This is a genomic window from Cognatundibacterium rivi (assembly GCF_018139565.1).
GTDB lineage: Bacteria > Pseudomonadota > Gammaproteobacteria > Burkholderiales > Burkholderiaceae_D > Undibacterium > Undibacterium rivi.
This window is the reverse complement of the sequence record NZ_JAGSPK010000001.1, coordinates 372942-391129: the sequence shown is the minus strand read 5'-3', so window position 1 is coordinate 391129 and position 18188 is coordinate 372942. Positions and strand designations below refer to the sequence as shown.

17 protein-coding genes are annotated in these 18188 nt (G+C 49.3%); 8 read left to right on the top strand and 9 right to left on the bottom strand.

Going from position 1 to position 18188, the window contains the following annotated elements; translation table 11 throughout:
* Positions 1–6: 6 nt before the first annotated feature.
* Positions 7–2046, bottom strand: coding sequence for a ribonucleoside triphosphate reductase (locus KDM87_RS01725; protein WP_408058672.1), 2040 nt, complete (start codon positions 2044–2046; stop codon positions 7–9).
* Positions 2047–2570: 524 nt separating this feature from the next.
* On the opposite strand from KDM87_RS01725, the gene KDM87_RS01720 reads away from it, so the two are divergent.
* Positions 2571–3323: a substrate-binding periplasmic protein gene (locus tag KDM87_RS01720; protein WP_212677500.1), complete on the top strand. Its 753-nt coding sequence runs from the start codon at positions 2571–2573 to the stop codon at positions 3321–3323.
* Positions 3324–3454: 131 nt separating this feature from the next.
* Complete coding sequence (locus KDM87_RS01715; protein WP_230407538.1) at positions 3455–4561, top strand: porin; 1107 nt, start codon at positions 3455–3457, stop codon at positions 4559–4561.
* A 75-nt stretch (positions 4562–4636) separates the two neighbouring features.
* Here KDM87_RS01715 and KDM87_RS01710 read toward each other — a convergent pair whose 3' ends face one another.
* The 4 genes from KDM87_RS01710 to KDM87_RS01695 all read right to left on the bottom strand — a co-directional run bounded on the left by KDM87_RS01710 (position 4637) and on the right by KDM87_RS01695 (position 9905).
* Entirely contained in the window at positions 4637–6223 is a 1587-nt protein-coding gene (locus KDM87_RS01710) for a methyl-accepting chemotaxis protein (protein WP_212677499.1), read from the bottom strand.
* Positions 6224–6578: 355 nt separating this feature from the next.
* The gene (tcuC, locus tag KDM87_RS01705; RefSeq protein ID WP_212677498.1) at positions 6579–7898 is read right to left on the bottom strand and encodes an MFS transporter; all 1320 of its coding nucleotides are present in this window, start codon (positions 7896–7898) and stop codon (positions 6579–6581) included.
* 105 nt (positions 7899–8003) lie between these two features.
* Positions 8004–8798, bottom strand: coding sequence for a substrate-binding domain-containing protein (locus KDM87_RS01700; RefSeq protein ID WP_212677497.1), 795 nt, complete (start codon positions 8796–8798; stop codon positions 8004–8006).
* 18 nt (positions 8799–8816) lie between these two features.
* The gene (locus KDM87_RS01695) at positions 8817–9905 is read right to left on the bottom strand and encodes a porin (RefSeq protein WP_212677496.1); all 1089 of its coding nucleotides are present in this window, start codon (positions 9903–9905) and stop codon (positions 8817–8819) included.
* Between the two features lie 158 nt (positions 9906–10063).
* Here KDM87_RS01695 and KDM87_RS01690 point away from each other — a divergent pair, with 158 nt between their 5' ends.
* Both KDM87_RS01690 and KDM87_RS01685 read left to right on the top strand, forming a co-directional pair.
* The gene (locus tag KDM87_RS01690; protein WP_212677495.1) at positions 10064–10984 is read left to right on the top strand and encodes a LysR family transcriptional regulator; all 921 of its coding nucleotides are present in this window, start codon (positions 10064–10066) and stop codon (positions 10982–10984) included.
* Entirely contained in the window at positions 10981–12252 is a 1272-nt protein-coding gene (locus tag KDM87_RS01685) for a cation:dicarboxylate symporter family transporter (protein WP_212677494.1), read from the top strand. Before KDM87_RS01690 ends, KDM87_RS01685 begins: the two co-directional genes overlap by 4 nt.
* A gap of 9 nt (positions 12253–12261) precedes the next feature.
* On the opposite strand, the gene KDM87_RS01680 is transcribed toward KDM87_RS01685, so the two are convergent.
* Positions 12262–12786 (bottom strand): hypothetical protein, encoded by a 525-nt coding sequence (locus KDM87_RS01680; RefSeq protein WP_212677493.1) that lies wholly within the window; start codon positions 12784–12786, stop codon positions 12262–12264.
* Positions 12787–13019: 233 nt separating this feature from the next.
* On the opposite strand from KDM87_RS01680, the gene KDM87_RS01675 reads away from it, so the two are divergent.
* The gene (locus tag KDM87_RS01675) at positions 13020–13169 is read left to right on the top strand and encodes a hypothetical protein (protein WP_212677492.1); all 150 of its coding nucleotides are present in this window, start codon (positions 13020–13022) and stop codon (positions 13167–13169) included.
* Positions 13166–13933, top strand: a complete 768-nt coding sequence (map, locus tag KDM87_RS01670; RefSeq protein WP_212677491.1) for a type I methionyl aminopeptidase — start codon at positions 13166–13168, stop codon at positions 13931–13933. The genes KDM87_RS01675 and map overlap by 4 nt, the downstream gene beginning before the upstream one ends.
* A 124-nt stretch (positions 13934–14057) precedes the next feature.
* Here the strand turns inward: map and KDM87_RS01665 are convergent, their stop codons facing one another.
* Both KDM87_RS01665 and KDM87_RS01660 read right to left on the bottom strand, forming a co-directional pair.
* Positions 14058–14765 carry an MOSC domain-containing protein gene (locus tag KDM87_RS01665; protein WP_212677490.1) on the bottom strand — a complete coding sequence of 236 codons (708 nt, stop codon included), beginning with the start codon at positions 14763–14765 and terminating at the stop codon, positions 14058–14060.
* Positions 14762–15466, bottom strand: a complete 705-nt coding sequence (locus tag KDM87_RS01660) for a glutamine amidotransferase (RefSeq protein ID WP_212677489.1) — start codon at positions 15464–15466, stop codon at positions 14762–14764. Before KDM87_RS01660 ends, KDM87_RS01665 begins: the two co-directional genes overlap by 4 nt.
* Positions 15467–15618: 152 nt before the next feature.
* Between KDM87_RS01660 and KDM87_RS01655 the strand changes: the two genes are divergently transcribed.
* Complete coding sequence (locus KDM87_RS01655) at positions 15619–16164, top strand: helix-turn-helix domain-containing protein (RefSeq protein ID WP_212677488.1); 546 nt, start codon at positions 15619–15621, stop codon at positions 16162–16164.
* A gap of 55 nt (positions 16165–16219) precedes the next feature.
* On the opposite strand, the gene KDM87_RS01650 is transcribed toward KDM87_RS01655, so the two are convergent.
* Entirely contained in the window at positions 16220–17233 is a 1014-nt protein-coding gene (locus KDM87_RS01650) for a GlxA family transcriptional regulator (RefSeq protein ID WP_212677487.1), read from the bottom strand.
* A gap of 116 nt (positions 17234–17349) precedes the next feature.
* Between KDM87_RS01650 and KDM87_RS01645 the strand changes: the two genes are divergently transcribed.
* Positions 17350–18159: an alpha/beta fold hydrolase gene (locus KDM87_RS01645; protein ID WP_212677486.1), complete on the top strand. Its 810-nt coding sequence runs from the start codon at positions 17350–17352 to the stop codon at positions 18157–18159.
* Positions 18160–18188 lie beyond the last annotated feature (29 nt).

Genomic DNA, 18188 nt, shown 5'->3' with positions numbered 1-18188 from the left:
TCCTGATTAGTTGGTGGTAGTTTGCGTGGCAGCCATGCGTTTGCGGGCAATGATCTCGTCATCACATTTCGGACAGAATGGATGGCTTCCTTGCAGATATCCGTGCTTAGGACAAATGGAAAAAGTCGGCGTCACTGTGATGTACGGCAACCTGAAACGGCTCAGCGAGCGCTGTACCAGTTGTCGGCATGCTTCGGCGCTGGATAAGGCTTCGGTCATGTACAAATGCAGTACGGTGCCGCCAGTATATTTGCGCTGTAAATCATCTTGCAGCTCCAGCGCTTCAAATGGATCTTCTGTATAGCCGACGGGTAGTTGTGACGAGTTTGTGTAGTAGGGCATCTCCGCCGTACCCGCCTGCATAATATCCGGAAAACGCTTACGGTCTTCTTTCGCAAAGCGATAAGTTGTTCCTTCCGCAGGTGTTGCTTCCAGATTGTACATATGACCGGTCTCATCCTGAAACTCCAGCATTCTGGCGCGGATATGATCCAGCAGACGAACCGCCATTGCATGACCGGCCGCGCTGCTGATGTCGTCTTCACCGGCAGTGAAGTTACGGATCATCTCGTTGATGCCGTTCACACCCAGCGTCGAAAAGTGATTGCGCAGGGTGCCCAGATAGCGCTTGGTATAAGGGAACAGGCCGTTATCCATGTGCCGCTGTATCACTTTGCGCTTGATTTCAAGGCTGGTCTTTCCGAGTTCCAGCAAATGATCCAGTGCAGCCAGCAAAGCAGACTCGTTGCCACGATAACGATAACCAAGACGGGCGCAGTTAATCGTGACCACGCCGAGCGAACCGGTCTGTTCAGCAGAGCCAAACAAACCGTTACCACGCTTCAGTAATTCACGCAGATCAAGCTGCAGGCGGCAACACATGGAACGTATCATGTTCGGCTTGAGTTCAGAGTTAATGAAATTCTGAAAATACGGTAAGCCATAACGTGCCGTCATTTCAAACAGACGTTCGGCGTTCGGGCTGTACCAGTCGAAATCCTCGGTCATGTTATAGGTAGGAATAGGAAAGGTGAACGCGCGCCCTTTCGCATCGCCGGCCATCATCACTTCGATGTATGCGCGGTTAATCATATCCATTTCCTCTTGCAATTCACCGTAGGAAAATGGCATTTCGATACCTGCAATCACAGGTATCTGTTCACGCAAATCAGCCGGGCACACCCAGTCGAAAGTCAGATTCGTAAAAGGCGTCTGTGTGCCCCAGCGTGACGGCACATTCAGGTTGTAAATCAGCTCCTGCACACACTGTTTAACACTGACGTAACTCAAAGCATCGTTGCGCACGAAAGGCGCCAGATAGGTATCGAAAGAACTGAATGCCTGAGCACCCGCCCATTCATTTTGCAATGTCCCGAGAAAATTCACGATCTGCCCGACCGCGCTCGATAAATGTTTTGGCGGCGCAGATTCGACCTTACCCGGCACACCGTTCAAACCTTCGTTCAACAGGGTACGTAAAGACCATCCGGCACAGTAACCAGCCAGCATATCCAGATCATGAATATGCAGATCCGCTTCCCGGTGTGCCATACCGACTTCTGGCGGATACACATGGCTCAGCCAGTAATTTGCAATGACTTTGCCGGACACATTCAGAATCAGACCACCGAGCGAATATCCCTGATTGGCATTTGCGTTGACACGCCAGTCCTGACGCTGCAGGTATTCGTTGATAGATGATTCAACGTCAACGAGGGTGTGTTGATCATGACGCAAACGTTGATGCTGTTCGCGATACACAATATAGGCACGCAAGGTCCGGCGATAACCGGACTCAAATAAAACTGATTCGACTATGTCCTGAATCTGTTCGATATGCAGTAACGGCGCCGCGTTTACCATCCCGTCGCTTTGCATGACCTGAGCACACAAATCATTCGCCACACATAAATCAAACTCACCACTCGCCTGACCAGCGCGCTGCAGGGCAAATTCAATTTTCTTTGCATCAAATGCGCTGATGCTGCCATCCCGCTTGATTACCTGTGTCTGCGATTCACAAAATTGCTCAGTCATCATCGTCATCCAAATACACAATATTTAGTAGTTAAATTAAGAATAATTACTAAATATAGTGCAGTCAAACAAAGGCTGATGCTTTTTTAAAATCATTGATCAGGGTCAAAAAACTCGTCGTTCAACTGATTGATACGAAAAATTTAGCAGCGCCACGATATTGCTCATGCTGTGCTGATTGGCATGTCGCCACTGTAATACGCACTTCCAGTCAGTTTTTCGAGATAAAAAAATGACTTCTGGCAGCAGACATCTAAGCCTGCGGATATATCAACATAGGCATGAAGAAAGACAGCGGGAAGCTGGTGTGTGCAAATCTTGCCTGCGGTAACTATATAAACAGATACAGAAAAATTTGTACTGACGCCACAGCCATACACGAAGGAATGTGGCAACATTCATAGCAATAAAGGGCAAGTCGAATTACGAGACGACAATCGACTGCGTCAACAATACAATGCTCTGCAATTGCTCACACGTATCCGGGATTGCTTACTATTCTAAACATAACGCGTTCAGGTATGAGACAAACGATGAACTTGTTGATGCAGATAATGACGGCGTTAATTTCAACAAGTGTTGCGGCTGAAACACCTGGAAATTTACATATTTCTGTCAACGTCGACTCTGCCACTGGCATGATTGCGGCATCCATACTTCGCGAAGTATACAAACAGACGAAGCTGGAGTTTTGTATTGTTAACCTGCCGCCACTGCGCGCAACCAAAGAAGCCAAGGCTGGAAACATAGACGGAGAAGTGTTGCGCCCCCCCAATTACGCAGCATCGCATCCTGAACTGATACGTATTGATCCGCCCTATATCGTCGTTGAAACTCTGGCGTACACATTAAAAACACGCAATCTGACTATTCAGAAAAAAAACGATTTAAAGCCACTCAGAACTGGTGTCGTGCGCGGAATTATAAATGCACAAAATGCGACCGAAGGGCTAAACGACATTACGTTTGCCGATACATCAGAAAGTCTATTCAAAATGTTGACCGCTGGTCGTATTGATGTCGCGGTGGACTCCAGATATAGCGCAGATCGGGCAATGAAAAAAACAATGATCAATGACATTGTTTCGGAAAAAATCGTCTTGCTGGTACAACCCGCTCACCACTATCTGAATATCAAACATAAAGCGTTAGCAGCGAGTCTGGCCACAACGATCAGTCAGCTCGCGGCAACTGGAGAATTGCAGCGACTGGCAACGACTGCAGAATCTGAGCAAATGAAAAACGACAACGCAACAGCGACACTTCCTGTGAAAAATTGTAGCTGAATTACAGTCAGATAAAAAAGTGCTTTTACGCAGCAGATTCATCAGTAGTGTGTTTCACCCCGTGTGTCAGAAGAAAAGAAACGTCGATAGTAATCGCAGGCCTGAACTCAACAATATACGAAGAGGACACCATGAAAACGCGTTTATTTTTATCCGGAATAAGTCTGGCAGGAATGTCTGCCTTTTCACCAACTGTTTCAGCACAATCGAATGTCGTGCTGTATGGCATCGCAGACCTTGGCATTCATTACAGTAATGGATTAAACGCCAGCAATGCTCCTACAGCATCGAATTCCACCACGGCTCTGAGCAGCGGCATCAACAATACCAGTCGCTGGGGCATCAAAGGTCAGGAGACGCTGGGAAATGATATGTCAGCACTTTTCCAGCTTGAAGGCGGCCTGAATATTGATACGGGTGGTTCCGCCAAATCGGATAAATTGTTTGACCGGATCGCATTTGTTGGCTTAAAGACCAGCGCTGGCGTACTGACGGCCGGGCGTCAGGCGACGATATTATCGGACGCAATATCGCCGGTCGATCCTTTAGGAATGCGCTTTGCCAGTTTCAACCCTAACATCAACGTAACCGCATTAAGTAATACGGCTTTTGGCACTCATGCCTTTGGAATGCAATACGGCACCAGCGGCTACAACGACAATTACTATCGTCTGGATAATATGCTGAAATTCACCAGTGACTTCGGTCCGGTGACAACTCGCGTCTCCTATTCATTTGGTGAAGTGGCGGGAAACACCAGCGCGTTGTCAACCGTGGGCGCGGGTCTGAGCTATCAGCAAGATGGTCTGGCTATATCTGGCGCGTATATGAAATTGAAAAACAGTGCCAGTTTCAGCCTAGATGCCTATACGCTGGGCGCTGCCTATAACTTTGGTGAATTCACACTCAAAGCCAATTATGGCAATAACAAAGCAGAAACGGCAATCAATAAGGAAACAAAAGAAAGCATCTATTCAGGCGGCGGCAACCTTGTGATTCGTCCCGGCCTGTCGCTGACCGCCGCGTATTATCGTGTACGACGCGACAGCACCGGCTTTACTTCAGATGGGTTTGATCGCGTCGTTGCCTATCTTGAACAGGAAATGTCAAAGCGCAGCACTTTATATGTCGAGCTTGATTCAACCAAATGGAATGGTAATGCAACTGGCACAACCGGAACGCAGGCAAATAAATCCAATGGATATGGCTTTACCCTGGGTCTGATGCATAAATTCTGAAGAACGTCTCTGCAACAGATCATCTATCATAGCGCGCGGCTGAAACAAAGTCAGCCGCGCTGCAGAGTCAGACAATTACTGTCCCAGCCTGCGGGTAACACGGTTGACTGAAGTCGCATCCAACCGGAAGACACTCACGGCATTCGTCAGATGCACGGCCTGATCCTGCATGGATTGTGCCGCTGCTGCGGCCTCCTCCACCAATGCAGCATTTTGCTGAGTCACCTCATCCATCTTGATGATGGCGTTATTCACTTCCTCAATTCCTATACTTTGCTCTTGTGTCGCCGCACTGATTTCATTGACGATATCGCTGACTTTACGCACGCTATCAACCACTTCATCCATGGTGCTTCCTGCCTGATTCACCAGCTTGCTACCAGCCGCCACTTTTTCTACTGAATCGTTAATCAAATCCTTGATTTCTTTAGCTGCAGCGGCACTGCGCTGCGCCAGATTCCTGACTTCACTCGCCACCACCGCAAAGCCGCGCCCCTGTTCTCCGGCACGAGCCGCCTCGACTGCAGCATTCAGTGCCAGAATGTTCGTCTGAAACGCGATACCGTCAATCACGCTGATAATGTCGACAATTTTGCGCGAAGACTCGTTGATGGAACTCATGGTCGCAATCACTTCGCCAACGACTTCTCCACCTTTGCCTGCGACCGTTGTGGCAGAACCGGCCAGACTATTGGCGTGTCGCGCATTGTCTGCATTCTGCTTTACCGTCGACGTTAACTCTTCCATCGCGGATGCGGTTTCTTCAAGAGATCCTGCCTGCTGTTCAGTACGCGCAGACAAGTCAAGATTACCGGTAGCAATCTCCTGAGAAGCAGTATTGATTGCATCCGTCCCCGCGCGAACCTGTCCCACCAGTCTCTGCAGGCTTGTATTCATTGTTTTCATCGCTCGCAACAGCTGACCGATTTCGTCGTCTGATTCAGCCTCAATCGAGACCGTCAGATCACCGCTGGCTGCACTTTCAGCCATACTGACTGCAGCCCGCAGTGGTCGGCTGATCAGGCGTGCAATCCATAAAGCCAGAATCACGCTGAGCACCATTGCCACTGTCATTATTCCGATAATCCAGGCACGTGAAGACGAAAACAAATCATCGTTGGTGACCAGTGCACGCTCGCTTTCCGCCTGACTCATCTCCACCAGTTTATCAACCAGATCATTCACAGATCGAAATAATTTTACGGAGTCACCACGGATCGCTTTCCGCGCCTCATCCTGATTTCCGGCACGGGATAGCTCAAGCACTTTTTTGCCAGCATTGCGATACGATATAAACGACTGATCTAAGGTATCGAATATTTTTTTCTCTTCTGCCGAGTTGACCAGAGAGCGGTATTTCGTTTCATATCCCGTAAATTCTGAAGTACGGGATTCAATACTCTTTTCGTAATAGCTGAAATCCGACTCTTCGCTGGACAGAATATGCTGCAATTCCGATACACGCATACGGTTCAGCGTTGCCTTCATCAGCAGCGCATAACGCACTCCCGGCAACGTATTATTGAGTACCGTCGTCGACGCAGCATTCAGGCGCGCGGTCTGAACGATGCCAAAAATGCCTGTTGCCAGGGTCAGACTCAGGGCAATAAAAAAAGAAAGCAGTAATTTATACGCAATCTTCAGATTCAAAAACCAGCTCATATCAGCTCCTTTAAAGCTATTAACAACGACGTTTTCCCGCAACGAAGTAATGGATTCATTTTCAAATGCTCTTTGCATGAAGGAGGGCCAGAATTTGATTCTGCACAGAATCCAATGACTGGGCATCCTGACGTTACTAAGAAAAAAGAGCCGACAGCATGGCAAACAATAAGAAGCGACTCAGAACTCCGTTTCTCCAAAATGTTGCCAGCCAGAGATACAGATCGGTAAATTGACAGTCATGCGCTTTCTTAAAACTCGTACAAATAATAAAAAAGCAGGCAGTAGTGATCCACTCACTATCTGCCATGCCTTTTTACTTCGAAAAACTGACTTAAATTGCTCGTCTGAGCGATTAACGTTCCTTGACTACACCGCGATAAATCAGGAAAGTCGCCAGCAAGCCAACACTGCCAGCCATTGCCATCCAGTATCCTGGCGATGCTTTATCACCCGTGGTTTCTATCAACCAGGTTGAGACCAGCGGTGTCAGACCGCCAAACAAGGCTGTTGCCAGACTATATGCGAGTGAGAAACCTGTAGTACGGATACGAACAGGAATGATCTCTGTCAAAGCAACAATCGTCGCACCGTTATAACTTCCGTACAGGAATGACAGCCATAATTCCGCAATTAACATGTGCTCAAAACTCGGATTGGCGATCAGCCATGACAACAGCGGATAAGCCGTCACCGCAGTCAGAGCGGAAAACAGTGCCATGATGGGCCATCTGCCGATACGGTCAGACAAAGCTCCCATCACCGGCAACCAGATAAAGTTAGATACACCCACACACAGAGTCACGACCAGACTCTCAACGGTCGTTAGCTTCAGTACGGTTTTACCAAAAGTCGGCGTATAAACGGTGATCAGGTAAAACGACACCGTGGTCATCACAATCAGCATCGTACCGGTCACAACCAGCGGCCAGTTCAGAGAAATAGTTTTCAGCATTTCTCTGAACGTAGGATGCGTTTTCTGTGCCAGATATTCTTCTGTCTCTTGCAAAGAGCGACGAATGAAGAAGACTACCGGAATGATGGAGCAACCGATGAAGAAAGGTATGCGCCAGCCCCAGTCCGCAATGAATTCCTTGCTCAAGGTTTCATTCAGAAAATATCCCAACGCCGCGGAGAAAATAACGGCCACTTGCTGACTGGCCGATTGCCAGCTGACATAAAAGCCTTTGTGACCCGGCGTTGCCATCTCAGATAAATAGACAGACACGCCGCCCAGTTCAACCCCGGCAGAAAAACCCTGTAGCAAACGACCAATCAGTACCAGCAAAGGCGCCAGCAAACCGATCGTGGCATAACCGGGGATAAAAGCGATCATGGCGGTACCGGATGCCATAATGCCCAGCGTCAGCACCAAACCTTTGCGACGACCGATGCGGTCAATATAACTGCCCAGAATAATCGCACCCAGCGGTCGCATGAAAAATCCTGCGCCGAAAGTCGCAAACGTCATCATCAGCGCCGCGTATTCACTACTGGCGGGGAAAAATGCTTTAGCGATATAGGTTGCGTAAAATCCAAACAGGAAGAAGTCATACATTTCGATGAAATTTCCACTCGTCACACGGATGACGGTAGAAAATTTCGAGTGGCGCTTTGCCGCAACGCCACCATCCTGATGGACGTTGCTTACCGCATTAGAAGTTGTGCTGGACATACGATCTGACCTTTTTAATCGGTGGCCATGCAGATGCACAGCCCAACCCGTCAAAACAAAATAAAGAGAAATAAAACGAACAACGATTCGTGCTGAATCAGCGTCTTATTTTTTAGCAGCAACCGGCTCCAAGCCAGTCTCTGCAATCACACCTGCATTTTTTTCCGACGACAGAAAATCAAGCAGTGCCTGTGCGTTCTTCTGCACCTTACTGCCGCTGACTATCGCTGCAGAGAAAGGTGTACTCAGTTGCACTTCCTGCGGCAGCAAGCCGACAATATCAATTCCTGCAACCGGCAATAATTCACTACGTTGCTGACAACCGAAATCAGCCTCGCCGTGAGCAATGATTTCTCCGACAGGCGTGGCAGGAATTTGTGCTGCCTTGCCCTGCATCTGCTCTGCAATGCCCAGCTTTTTCATCAATTGATGTTTGATGTATTCACCGCTGGCACTGTCGGAATAAGCGACAGTACGCGCTTGCAAAAATGCTTGTTTCAAACCTTCAACGGTGCTGATATCAGGTTTGGCATTTCCCGTTTTTACTGCGCAGGCGATAAGTGAATTTGCCAGCACCACTTTGCTACCGGCCACCAGTTTCCCTTCCTTCATCAGTGTGTCCAGAGAATCACCAACCATGATGACGACATCAATATTCTCACCACGAGCCATACGCACCGGGATCGCATTTGTGGTCGTCCCCATCGATGGTCCCCAGCCCGATATCAGCTTATCGCTACTACTCTTTTCATATGCAGAAGCGAGATTTTTGTATGCTTGCGCAAAACCACCCGAACTAATGACGCGGATGTCCTCCGCTACTGCAAGGTTGGTAGCAAACAAGCCGCTGAGTGCCAGCGCCGCTGCAATCGTGTTGAAGCGAAGTGTAAACTTCGACATAGTGATTCCTTTCATTACTCAGAATTTGTGCATCAGACCTATCGTCAGACCGTAACCGTTACTGCTGTTCGCTTTGTTACCGCTCACACCGGCAGCATTAGCTTTCCAGTTTGTATAATCAGTTTCGATATACGCAGTGCTGCGTTTTGACAGGGATTTTTCCAGATAAATAAAGCTGCGATCAAAGCCATCGTCAGCAAAGCCGGTGGCTTCACGGCGGACGCGGTAGTACGCCGATGTCAGCGTCAGATCGGCAGTTAATGCCAACGCAGCACCGCCAGAGGCGATGTGTTGGCGAGTTTGTTTCGTCGTACTGGTGTCAGCACGGTTCTGACCAAAATTGACCTTCAGTTGCACGCTACCTAATTGATAAGCAGCCCCCAAGGTATACGCCTGTAAATCAAAGTCAGCGCTGTTCTTGAACTTCATCCAGGCACCAGAGATATTTAATCCGTCTTGCTGATATGCAAGGCCGACACCCATGGTCGACAAAGCGCTGCTATTGCCCGCGACCTCACCAAATGAATATGACGCACGCGCCACCAGCGGACCAAAGTCACCGGTGTATTTCAGCATGTTGTCCAGACGATAGTAATTGTCGTTGTAGCCGCTGGTACCATACTGGACGCCAAACGCATGGGTACCAAACGCGGTATTACTCAGTGCCGTGACATTAATATTAGGATTAAGACTTGCATACCGCATTCCCAGCGGATCGACCGTCGAAATCGCATCCGACAATATCGTTGCCTGACGGCCAGCTGTCAGGCTGCCATAACCGGTTTTAATTCCGACAAAGGCGAGCCGATCAAATAGCTTGTCTGATTTTGCAGATGCGCCGGTATCGATGTTTAAGCCGCCTTCAAGCTGAAAAAGAACAGTCATATCAGGAGCAAGAGACTCTTGTCCTTTGAAGCCCCAGCGGCTGGTATTATTGACGCCGCTGCTGACGGAGCCGGTGGAACCGGATACGACTGGCGCATTGCTGGCATTGATGCCGTTACTGTAATGCACGCCAAGATCCGCAATGCCATAGGGTGTGACAGTGGATTGGGCAAAGGCGCCGCTGCTGATGCCCAGCAAGACGATGAGATAAGAAGGTTTCATGTGGTCTCCGAGGTATTGCCTTCTTAATGAGGCCTTGAAATGTCTGTAATGCTTGGTTTGAGCCGGTCAATATTCACGTATCGCCGACTTTTTATTTGGTCTGCATCATCCGCCACATGGCATAATTTGTGAATTGCAATATTTATTAAGATTAATGCATGGGACGCATCAATTTCGATTTACAGGAACTGCAGGCCTTTGTCGCCGTCGCAGAACGCAGCAGTTTTAAACAGGCGGCGGAAGATCTGTTTTTATCGCAACCGGCATTAAGCCGTCGCATTGAAAAGCTGGAAGAGATGCTGGGCGTCAAATTATTTGAACGAACCACGCGACGCGTACAACTGACTAATATCGGCAGAGTATTTCTGAGCAACGTCCGTACTGCGCTCGATGAACTGGAAGGCGCGATACTGAATATGTCGGATCTGGCGGCACACCGCACCGGTATCGTTACTCTGGCGTGCGTTCCATCGGCAGTGCATTATTTTTTGCCCGATGTATTAAAGGGTTTTACCGAGCGCTTCCCAAAAATACGCGTGCGCATATTCGATGAGAGCGCACAAGACGTGCTGAATCTGATATTGGCCGGAGAAGCAGATTTTGGTATTAACTTTGCCGGTGCTGAAGACCCGGAAATTGATTTCCTTCCTATTTACAAAGAGAGTTATGTATTGGCGATGCGCCATGATCACGCACTGGCAAAACGCAAAAAATTATCCTGGAAAGAAACTGCCAGCGAGCGTTATATCTCGGTCTCCAAGTCCAGTGGTAACCGCAGCTTGATCGACAATGCGTTGGCCGGCGTAGAAAAACACCCCGTCATTTTTTATGAAGTGAACCATGTCGCTGGCATTCTGGCACTGGTTGAAGCAGGTATGGGAGTAGCCGCTGTTCCTCGCCTGTCGCTGCCGAAATATATGGACGCAACGCTGGTCGGCATTCCCTTAGTCAACCCTTCCATCCACAGAACCTTAGGCTTGATCTCTAAACGCGGCCGCATCATGCCACCAGCAGCCAGGACCTTGTTCGACATGTTGGTGCAAAGCAGCAAAACGGATAAATCAGTGCAGCCGAAATGACCTTGCCCTTTTCATTTCTGACCAAACGTTTGTATCTGCAAGTTTTGCTTGCCGTGTTTTTAGGCATAGGGTTTGGTCATTTCTGGCCAGCACTGGGAACCGAATTAAAGCCTGTCGGAGACGCATTCATCAAACTGGTCAAAATGATGCTGGCACCGCTCGTGTTCTTTACGATCGCTGGCGGCATCGCTAGCCTGAATGAGCGCCGCGGAGTCACCAGCACGCTTATCAAAGCGATGCTGATTTTTTATTTGCTGACTTTACTGGCATTGTTAACCGGATGGCTGGCAGCATCCCTCATGCATCCGGGTGCTGGCTGGCATTTTCACCCGACCGCCATCGACAAAAATACTCTGTCGCCGATGTTAGGTCATGCCGAATATCAGGGCTTCGCCGATTTCATCCTCCACATCATCCCGCATTCCTATGTCGGTGCTTTTACTCAGGCCGAGGTCTTACCAGTCTTGTTGCTTGCGGTACTAAGCGGCTTTGCGATCGCCCGTAGCCGACGCCCCGGTGATCGTATGCTGACAACAATTGATGAGTTGAGCCGCCTGTGTTTTAACGTTTTTGATTACGTCATGAAACTGGCGCCATTAGCGGCGTTCGCCTCTATCGCCTATACGGTAGGGCGTTTTGGCATACAGTCTGTAGCTGCGTTTGGTTATCTGATTCTGAATTTCTACATCGCTTGCGCGGTATTTGTCATTGTCATTCTTGGAAGTCTGGCGAAACTGCATGGTTTCAGTTTGTGGAAGCTGATGAGTTACATCCGTGAAGAGTTGCTCGTCGTATTGGGCACATCCTCATCAGAGCCGGTGCTGCCGCCACTCATGAAAAAATTGCAAATACTCGGCTGCAAAAAAGATGTCGCCGGACTGGTGTTACCGATGGCGTATTCGTTTAACCTGGACGGCACCGCCATTTATCTGACACTCGCCTCATTGTTTATTGCCCAGGCCTGCGACATACAACTCAGCAACGGTCAGATCCTGAGTCTGATCGCCACTATGTTGCTGACGTCAAAAGGCGCCGCTGGTGTCAGTGGCAGCGGCTTCGTCACACTGTTGGCGACACTTACGATCATTCCGGATCTGCCTTTGGCTGGCGCTGTTTTATTGCTTGGCATCGACAGATTCATGTCGGAAGCCCGCGCCGTCACCAGCACGATCAGCAATGTCGTGGTGTGTATCGTTGTTGCGCTCTGGGAAGGCGCCTGTGACAGAACGATACTTAGATATCAGCTTGAAACATCAAAGTCAATATGAGGCCGGCTATCAGTCACCTCTTCGCATCGATCTGATCGAGCAACATCTGATTTTTTTCAGGCTATGGTCTGTCTTATTCATCGCTGAAAGAGCAGTTTCCGTTTCTGCCGTCGCGTTACCTGCAACCGCCGCAGCCTCATTGATCAGATCGGTCATCTGCTGGCGCAGCGCGTCTTCGTCTCCCTTATCCAACTCTCCCCTCTCCAACCTTTCTGTCATTTTCTTCAGCAAGATAGTTTGACTGGCCAGCGCCAGATTGGCTACGCCATTGAAGTAGTCCGCTGCCGTTTGCGGCGCCAGCTGTCCGGCGTGCTTCACATTGGCGGAAACGTTAGGCTGAACAGGTACCGGTGATTGCGATTCACATTGATCTGCCATTGTCACTAAGTGTGCGGCCAGTTGACGTGCTTCTGCGGGCAACAAACGTATGAGTCGTATATTTTTTTCGTCTGCATCTGAACTGATATCGATCACGACATGCATTTTTTCCTGATTCAACGCGACACTGATTTCATCACCACTGACGATTTGCATAAATTTTCCATCCCAAATTTAGTAGTAGCACCCTGCTCTTAACCAACAAGTCAGGTAAGTTGCCGGTCGCTTTGAGTAATCGCAACGGTACCACATCAGGCTATCAGAGAAAAAATGCCACTTGCTCAAAATATACGAAATATATACAATAAATATATATAACGTATATTTTCATTTTAAACATTTTTAATACCTCCGATAATCTGCACACGCAGATATACACAGCCAACACGATGATGATCACCACCATGAATAAAAAATCTGCTGGAATGAAAATTGGTAGTTTGAGTGATATCACGCCATCACAGACTTTCACTGAAATTTTTACCCGGGTGCACAGGAATGCTCACGCCGGAGCAACTATGGCAGGAGCATCCACATGACCAAGCGGCCGGAAGAAATCGCCTTAATGGCGGAGTCGGGCAGACTGCTCGCGCAGGTATTTAGCTATCTGAATAAATTGAGCCTGATCGGCATGTCGACCATGCAGGTAAATGACTTGGTCGATAGCTATATCGTGAATGTACTTAAGGCACGTCCGGCGAGCAAAGGTCAATACGACTACGCTTACGCGCTGAATTCCTCCCGCAACAACGTCGTTTGCCACGGTGTTCCTTCAACCTCGGATATCTTGCTGAACGGAGATATCGTCAATTTCGATATCACATTAGAGAAAAACAACTTTATTGCTGATTCCAGCAAAACCTATCTCGTCGGCGATGTATCGAATGCTGGCAGACGGCTGGTCAAGGTCTGCTACGAAGCCATGTGGAAGGGAATCAACGTTGTCCGTCCAGGCGCCCGGCTCGGTGATATCGGTCATGCTATCGAGCGTTACGCCCGGCAAAATGGCTATTCAGTGGTCAGAGAGTATTGCGGTCACGGGATCGGTCGTGAAATGCACGAGCCACCTCAAGTGCTGCATTGGGGAAGGCCTCATACCGGAATGACAATGCAGGAAGGAATGGTGTTCACCATAGAACCAATGATTAACCAAGGGCGTCATACCGTTGAGACGGAAGAAGATGGCTGGACGGTCGTTACGACTGATGGAAAATTATCCGCGCAGTTCGAACATACGGTAGCTGTAACACGTAACGGGGTACAGGTTTTGACGCTGCGTCCCGAAGAAATAGCAGTGATCTGAATCCGGCTAAGGGAAGACACAAATATATTGCCCGGACATTCAACTATTCGCAAAAATATGCGCCCTCAAAAATCTGAGCGTAGACAATTGTTTGTGATGAAGTCCGCCAGTCGTGATTGATACATCACACGATCGCAGGTGTTTGCAAGCGGCGCTGCCAATCTTCAACACTGCCTTTGCTTAATCTGTCTTGCGCGATTTTTCGCCACGAGGGCGTCAGCTCCTGAAGTTCACTCATAGCTTGCATTGCCGGTACATTCATCGTGTCGACGTACAGATAGTGTAGCAAACGTGCCAGCGACCAATCCGGTTGCCTACGTTCAAGCAGACGCAAGCTGTCGCCCGGCGCAACGGAACCTGCTTGCAGAACACGGTAATACCAACCTGTACGCAAACTGTTTTGCACGATGCTGGCCATATGACTGTTTTCAAAGCGGAGATTCAGTTTCCAGCAAGGCTGACGCGCTTGCGTCACTTGCAGTATTGCAGTGCCCAGGATAAAGACATCGCCGATACAAACCGTATGCTCAGTCCAGCCTGAGGTAGAAATATTTTCACCAAAACCGCCGGGCCGAAAGCCTGACACTGCATCGCCCCCGAATTGTGCGCACCAGATAGCATAATGTTCAGACGGATAGTGGTGCACAGCCTTATCCGGGCCGCCGTGATATACCTTGTCTCCCTGTTCGTCTCCCAGCAGGCCAGATACAGTGACTGATACCGCATCCCAGACCTGCTGTTTTTGTATGGCGCTGACTTCACCATTGGGCCCGAAAGCACGCGCCTGGCCGACAAAGATTGCATCAATGATGCTTTGGTTAATTTGCTTCATAGTCCACACACGTTAAGCCATTCAGCAAAAAACAAACGCGCCTGTTGTGCCAGTTTTGTGCCATAGGTACCTGCCTGTTGACGCATCAGCGGCGGCGAGTATTTTTCATGCTGCATTTCATAGGCATGCCCGACATACCAGCCTTCCAGGCCGGACGCAGTGACTTCTGGGTGACATTGAAACGCCAGCGCGTGTTTTCCCCATTGGTACACCTGATTTTGGCAGGCATCACTTGACGCCAGCAGTTGCGCACCATACGGTAAATCGAAGGTGTCGCCATGCCAGTGGAACATCGTGCAATCTCTTTCATCAAAATATCGCACCGGCGTATGCCTCCCTTCCTGAGTGATCTTTAGCGGATACCAGCCTAGCTCTTTAGTTTTAGCCGGATACACACTTGCACCCAATGCCCGCGCCATCAATTGTGCGCCGAGGCATATCCCCAGTGTCGGCAAGTCTGCATGCAGGCGCTGCTGCAAAAAATGTACTTCTTGCAGCAAAAATGAGAAATGGTGATCTTCATAGGCACCGATAGGCCCGCCCAGCACGATACAAACATCGGCATCAAGTGGGTTGAGTCCAGCCCAGTTATGGTTGCAGGCGTTGACCTCCTTGATAGAAAAATTCAGCTCCTTCAGAAAAATATGAAAGCTACCCGCATCTTCAAATGCGACATGATGGATGATTAACGCCGTTTTCATCTTCAACCCCCAACTAGCAAAATAGAATAAATTTCACAAATTAAAATGACACATCGTGTCATATACTACACTAATTGTCATTTAATTTTCCAGTCCTGGAATTTCAGTAAGATTCATCAGGTCAGGCAAAAAATAAGAAACGGAAAACAAAAATGTCGCAAAAAATTAAAATGCTGCGCCAGCAAATGGGCATGAGCCTGCAAGATATGGCAGATGCCAGCGGACTGACCAAGAGTTATTTATCAAAGGTCGAACGTGGAATATGTGTACCTTCGATTGCCGCCGCTATAAAAATTTCAGCGGCACTCAAAGTTGATGTCGGCCAGTTATTCAGCCCGACAAGCAGTAGCGAAATGCTTTCCGTGGTGCGACACAACGAGCGCCTACGCATCGTCAGAGCAACTGGTGAGGGCAGCAGCATGGAAGCCCTGGCGGCAGAAATCAACAACAAACGCATGCAACCTTTTATTGTGTATCCACCCAGTGAGCTATCAGACGGCCCGCATGCTGGCGGGCACGCGGGAGAAGAATTCTTATACGTATTAACGGGGAGCATAGAAATTCAATTCCCCGACCATAGCGAGCAACTTAAGAAAGGCGATGCGATTTATTTCAATGCCCTGTTGCCGCATTGCTTACGATCTGCCAGTAAGCAACAAGCATCAGCGTTAGTGGTGATTAGTTACGATCAGGGGTAAGTTGAAGCAGAAGACGCTATCGCGTGACGCGGACTGTTCCGTACTTCACGCCGTCTCAAAATGGGCGCGAATTGCGGTTGTTTGACCAACGCTTGTAATCGACCGGCGACATCCCGACTAACTGAGCGAATGCACGGCGAAATGCTGTATCGTCGTTATAGCCACATTGAGTGGCGACTTGCTTAATGCTTGCACCCGGAGTATCCAGAAGCATGCAGGCAGTTTCGATTCTGACGCGGGTGATGAATGCTTTTGGTGACTCATTGACCAGATTCCGTAAGCGACGATGCAAGGTTCTTTCACTCAGATTCAACGCCTTTGCTAACCGTTCGGCAGTCATACCCGGCTCATCATGGCGAATGATTTGCTCGGCTTGCAGCAATAAAGGGTCTGTGGTGTTGACGAAACCCCGAGGGGCATAAAGCATTTGTGGTAACGACTGACTATCGGCCACCGAGATATCAGCAGCAAGTTTGGCAACGTCGGGGCCAGCCAATCTGCGAATCATGTGCAAAGCCAAATCAATCCAAGATAGTGGTCCTCCTGTCGTCACAATACGATCTTGTTCTTCAATCGCAGCGCCCCATGCTACATGTGCTTTGGGAAACCGCCGTTTGAAAGCATGATGCAACCACCACGTTGTCGTGCAACGACGACCATCCAGCAGACTCGCCTCCCCCAGAACAAAAGTGCCCGCGCATGCAGCACCAACCCAGGAACCTTGCTGATAGTTATGCTGAATCCAGTTCGCAGCCTGCCGGACAGATTCCGACATCGGTGGTAATCCGTTCGCATCCAGCGCCATCCCTGTAACCAGAACAGCATCGTATACATCCGTCATGGTAAAGCTATCATCAACCGGAATCAGACGCCCCTGAGGATCACATATAGGCTCACCATTTGCACTGACGATGCGGGTTTCGAATGCCAGCCCAGGCGGAATCGACAGTTCCTTCGCCATACCCTCGGGCGGTGTCCGCAGAGCCTGATTAGTAATCCAGAACAAATCGGACAAACCCGCGATAGCTGATAGCAGGCTGCCCTCCACTGCAACAATCGCGATACGCATGCATAGCCTCGGAAATAGTTGGCGAACTTTGCATGAAGTATGACCGATTTGCCATCTGACGCAAAGCAAACACTCCCTCTAGACTGGGAAGCATTAATTTTGCAGACGTTTCAGATATGAAAATTTTACCTAAAATGCCATTCACCACCCCTATGTTCGGCAAACTCGCGATTGCGCTGAGTCTGGCCTTGACGCTGGGACACCTGCCAGTTACCGCTGCTGCCGAAGACAGAATCCAGCACATTGTGCTCGTACACGGTGCATTTACGGATGGTTCCAGCTGGGCACCTGTTATTTCCCGACTACAAACGATGGGTTATCACGTCACCGCCGTTCAGAATCATCTGACCTCGCTGGCAGATGATGTCACCCAGACTGAAAAAGTCTTGCGCCGCCAAGCCGGCAAGGTATTGCTAGTTGGTCATTCATGGGGAGGTGCGGTAATTAGCCAGGCCGGTAACGCGCCAAATGTCGCAGGCCTGGCCTATATCTCGGCTCTCACGCCTGATAGTGGTGAATCTGTGACTGAGTTGCTGCAAAGACTGAACGTTCAAATGACGGGGTTGACACCAGACGAAGCGGGCCTGATCTGGCTTGATCACCCCAAGCAATTTAAGAAAATCATGGCGGATGATTTACCGCTCAACCGTGTACGTCTGCTCTACGCGGTACAACAACCCGTGGCCGCACATAGTTTTGCGGAACCTGTCACCCAAGCAGCCTGGCGCACCAAGCCTAGTTGGTATTTGTTGACCATTCGCGATCAGGCGCTACCGCTTGCCGCGCAAAAAACCATGGCGCAACAGATAGGAGCGCGCGTACAAAGTGTTCCCGCTAGCCACCTTTCGATGATTTCACGCCCGCTTGCCGTATCAGCGTGGATAGACCGTGCCGCACGAGAAGCGGCAAAATCTGCGACACATTAAAACCCAACCCCGCCCCCCACTGACAAAGA

Bases quoted from the DNA above. Each gene is read 5' to 3' on its own strand.
- KDM87_RS01725 (WP_408058672.1), bottom strand. From the start codon at position 2,046: ATGACGATGATGACTGAGCAATTTTGTGAATCGCAGACACAGGTAATC.
- KDM87_RS01720 (WP_212677500.1), top strand. From the start codon at position 2,571: ATGAACTTGTTGATGCAGATAATGACGGCGTTAATTTCAACAAGTGTT.
- KDM87_RS01715 (WP_230407538.1), top strand. From the start codon at position 3,455: ATGAAAACGCGTTTATTTTTATCCGGAATAAGTCTGGCAGGAATGTCT.
- KDM87_RS01710 (WP_212677499.1), bottom strand. From the start codon at position 6,223: ATGAGCTGGTTTTTGAATCTGAAGATTGCGTATAAATTACTGCTTTCT.
- tcuC (WP_212677498.1), bottom strand. From the start codon at position 7,898: ATGTCCAGCACAACTTCTAATGCGGTAAGCAACGTCCATCAGGATGGT.
- KDM87_RS01700 (WP_212677497.1), bottom strand. From the start codon at position 8,798: ATGTCGAAGTTTACACTTCGCTTCAACACGATTGCAGCGGCGCTGGCA.
- KDM87_RS01695 (WP_212677496.1), bottom strand. From the start codon at position 9,905: ATGAAACCTTCTTATCTCATCGTCTTGCTGGGCATCAGCAGCGGCGCC.
- KDM87_RS01690 (WP_212677495.1), top strand. From the start codon at position 10,064: ATGGGACGCATCAATTTCGATTTACAGGAACTGCAGGCCTTTGTCGCC.
- KDM87_RS01685 (WP_212677494.1), top strand. From the start codon at position 10,981: ATGACCTTGCCCTTTTCATTTCTGACCAAACGTTTGTATCTGCAAGTT.
- KDM87_RS01680 (WP_212677493.1), bottom strand. From the start codon at position 12,786: ATGCAAATCGTCAGTGGTGATGAAATCAGTGTCGCGTTGAATCAGGAA.
- KDM87_RS01675 (WP_212677492.1), top strand. From the start codon at position 13,020: ATGATGATCACCACCATGAATAAAAAATCTGCTGGAATGAAAATTGGT.
- map (WP_212677491.1), top strand. From the start codon at position 13,166: ATGACCAAGCGGCCGGAAGAAATCGCCTTAATGGCGGAGTCGGGCAGA.
- KDM87_RS01665 (WP_212677490.1), bottom strand. From the start codon at position 14,765: ATGAAGCAAATTAACCAAAGCATCATTGATGCAATCTTTGTCGGCCAG.
- KDM87_RS01660 (WP_212677489.1), bottom strand. From the start codon at position 15,466: ATGAAAACGGCGTTAATCATCCATCATGTCGCATTTGAAGATGCGGGT.
- KDM87_RS01655 (WP_212677488.1), top strand. From the start codon at position 15,619: ATGTCGCAAAAAATTAAAATGCTGCGCCAGCAAATGGGCATGAGCCTG.
- KDM87_RS01650 (WP_212677487.1), bottom strand. From the start codon at position 17,233: ATGCGTATCGCGATTGTTGCAGTGGAGGGCAGCCTGCTATCAGCTATC.
- KDM87_RS01645 (WP_212677486.1), top strand. From the start codon at position 17,350: ATGAAAATTTTACCTAAAATGCCATTCACCACCCCTATGTTCGGCAAA.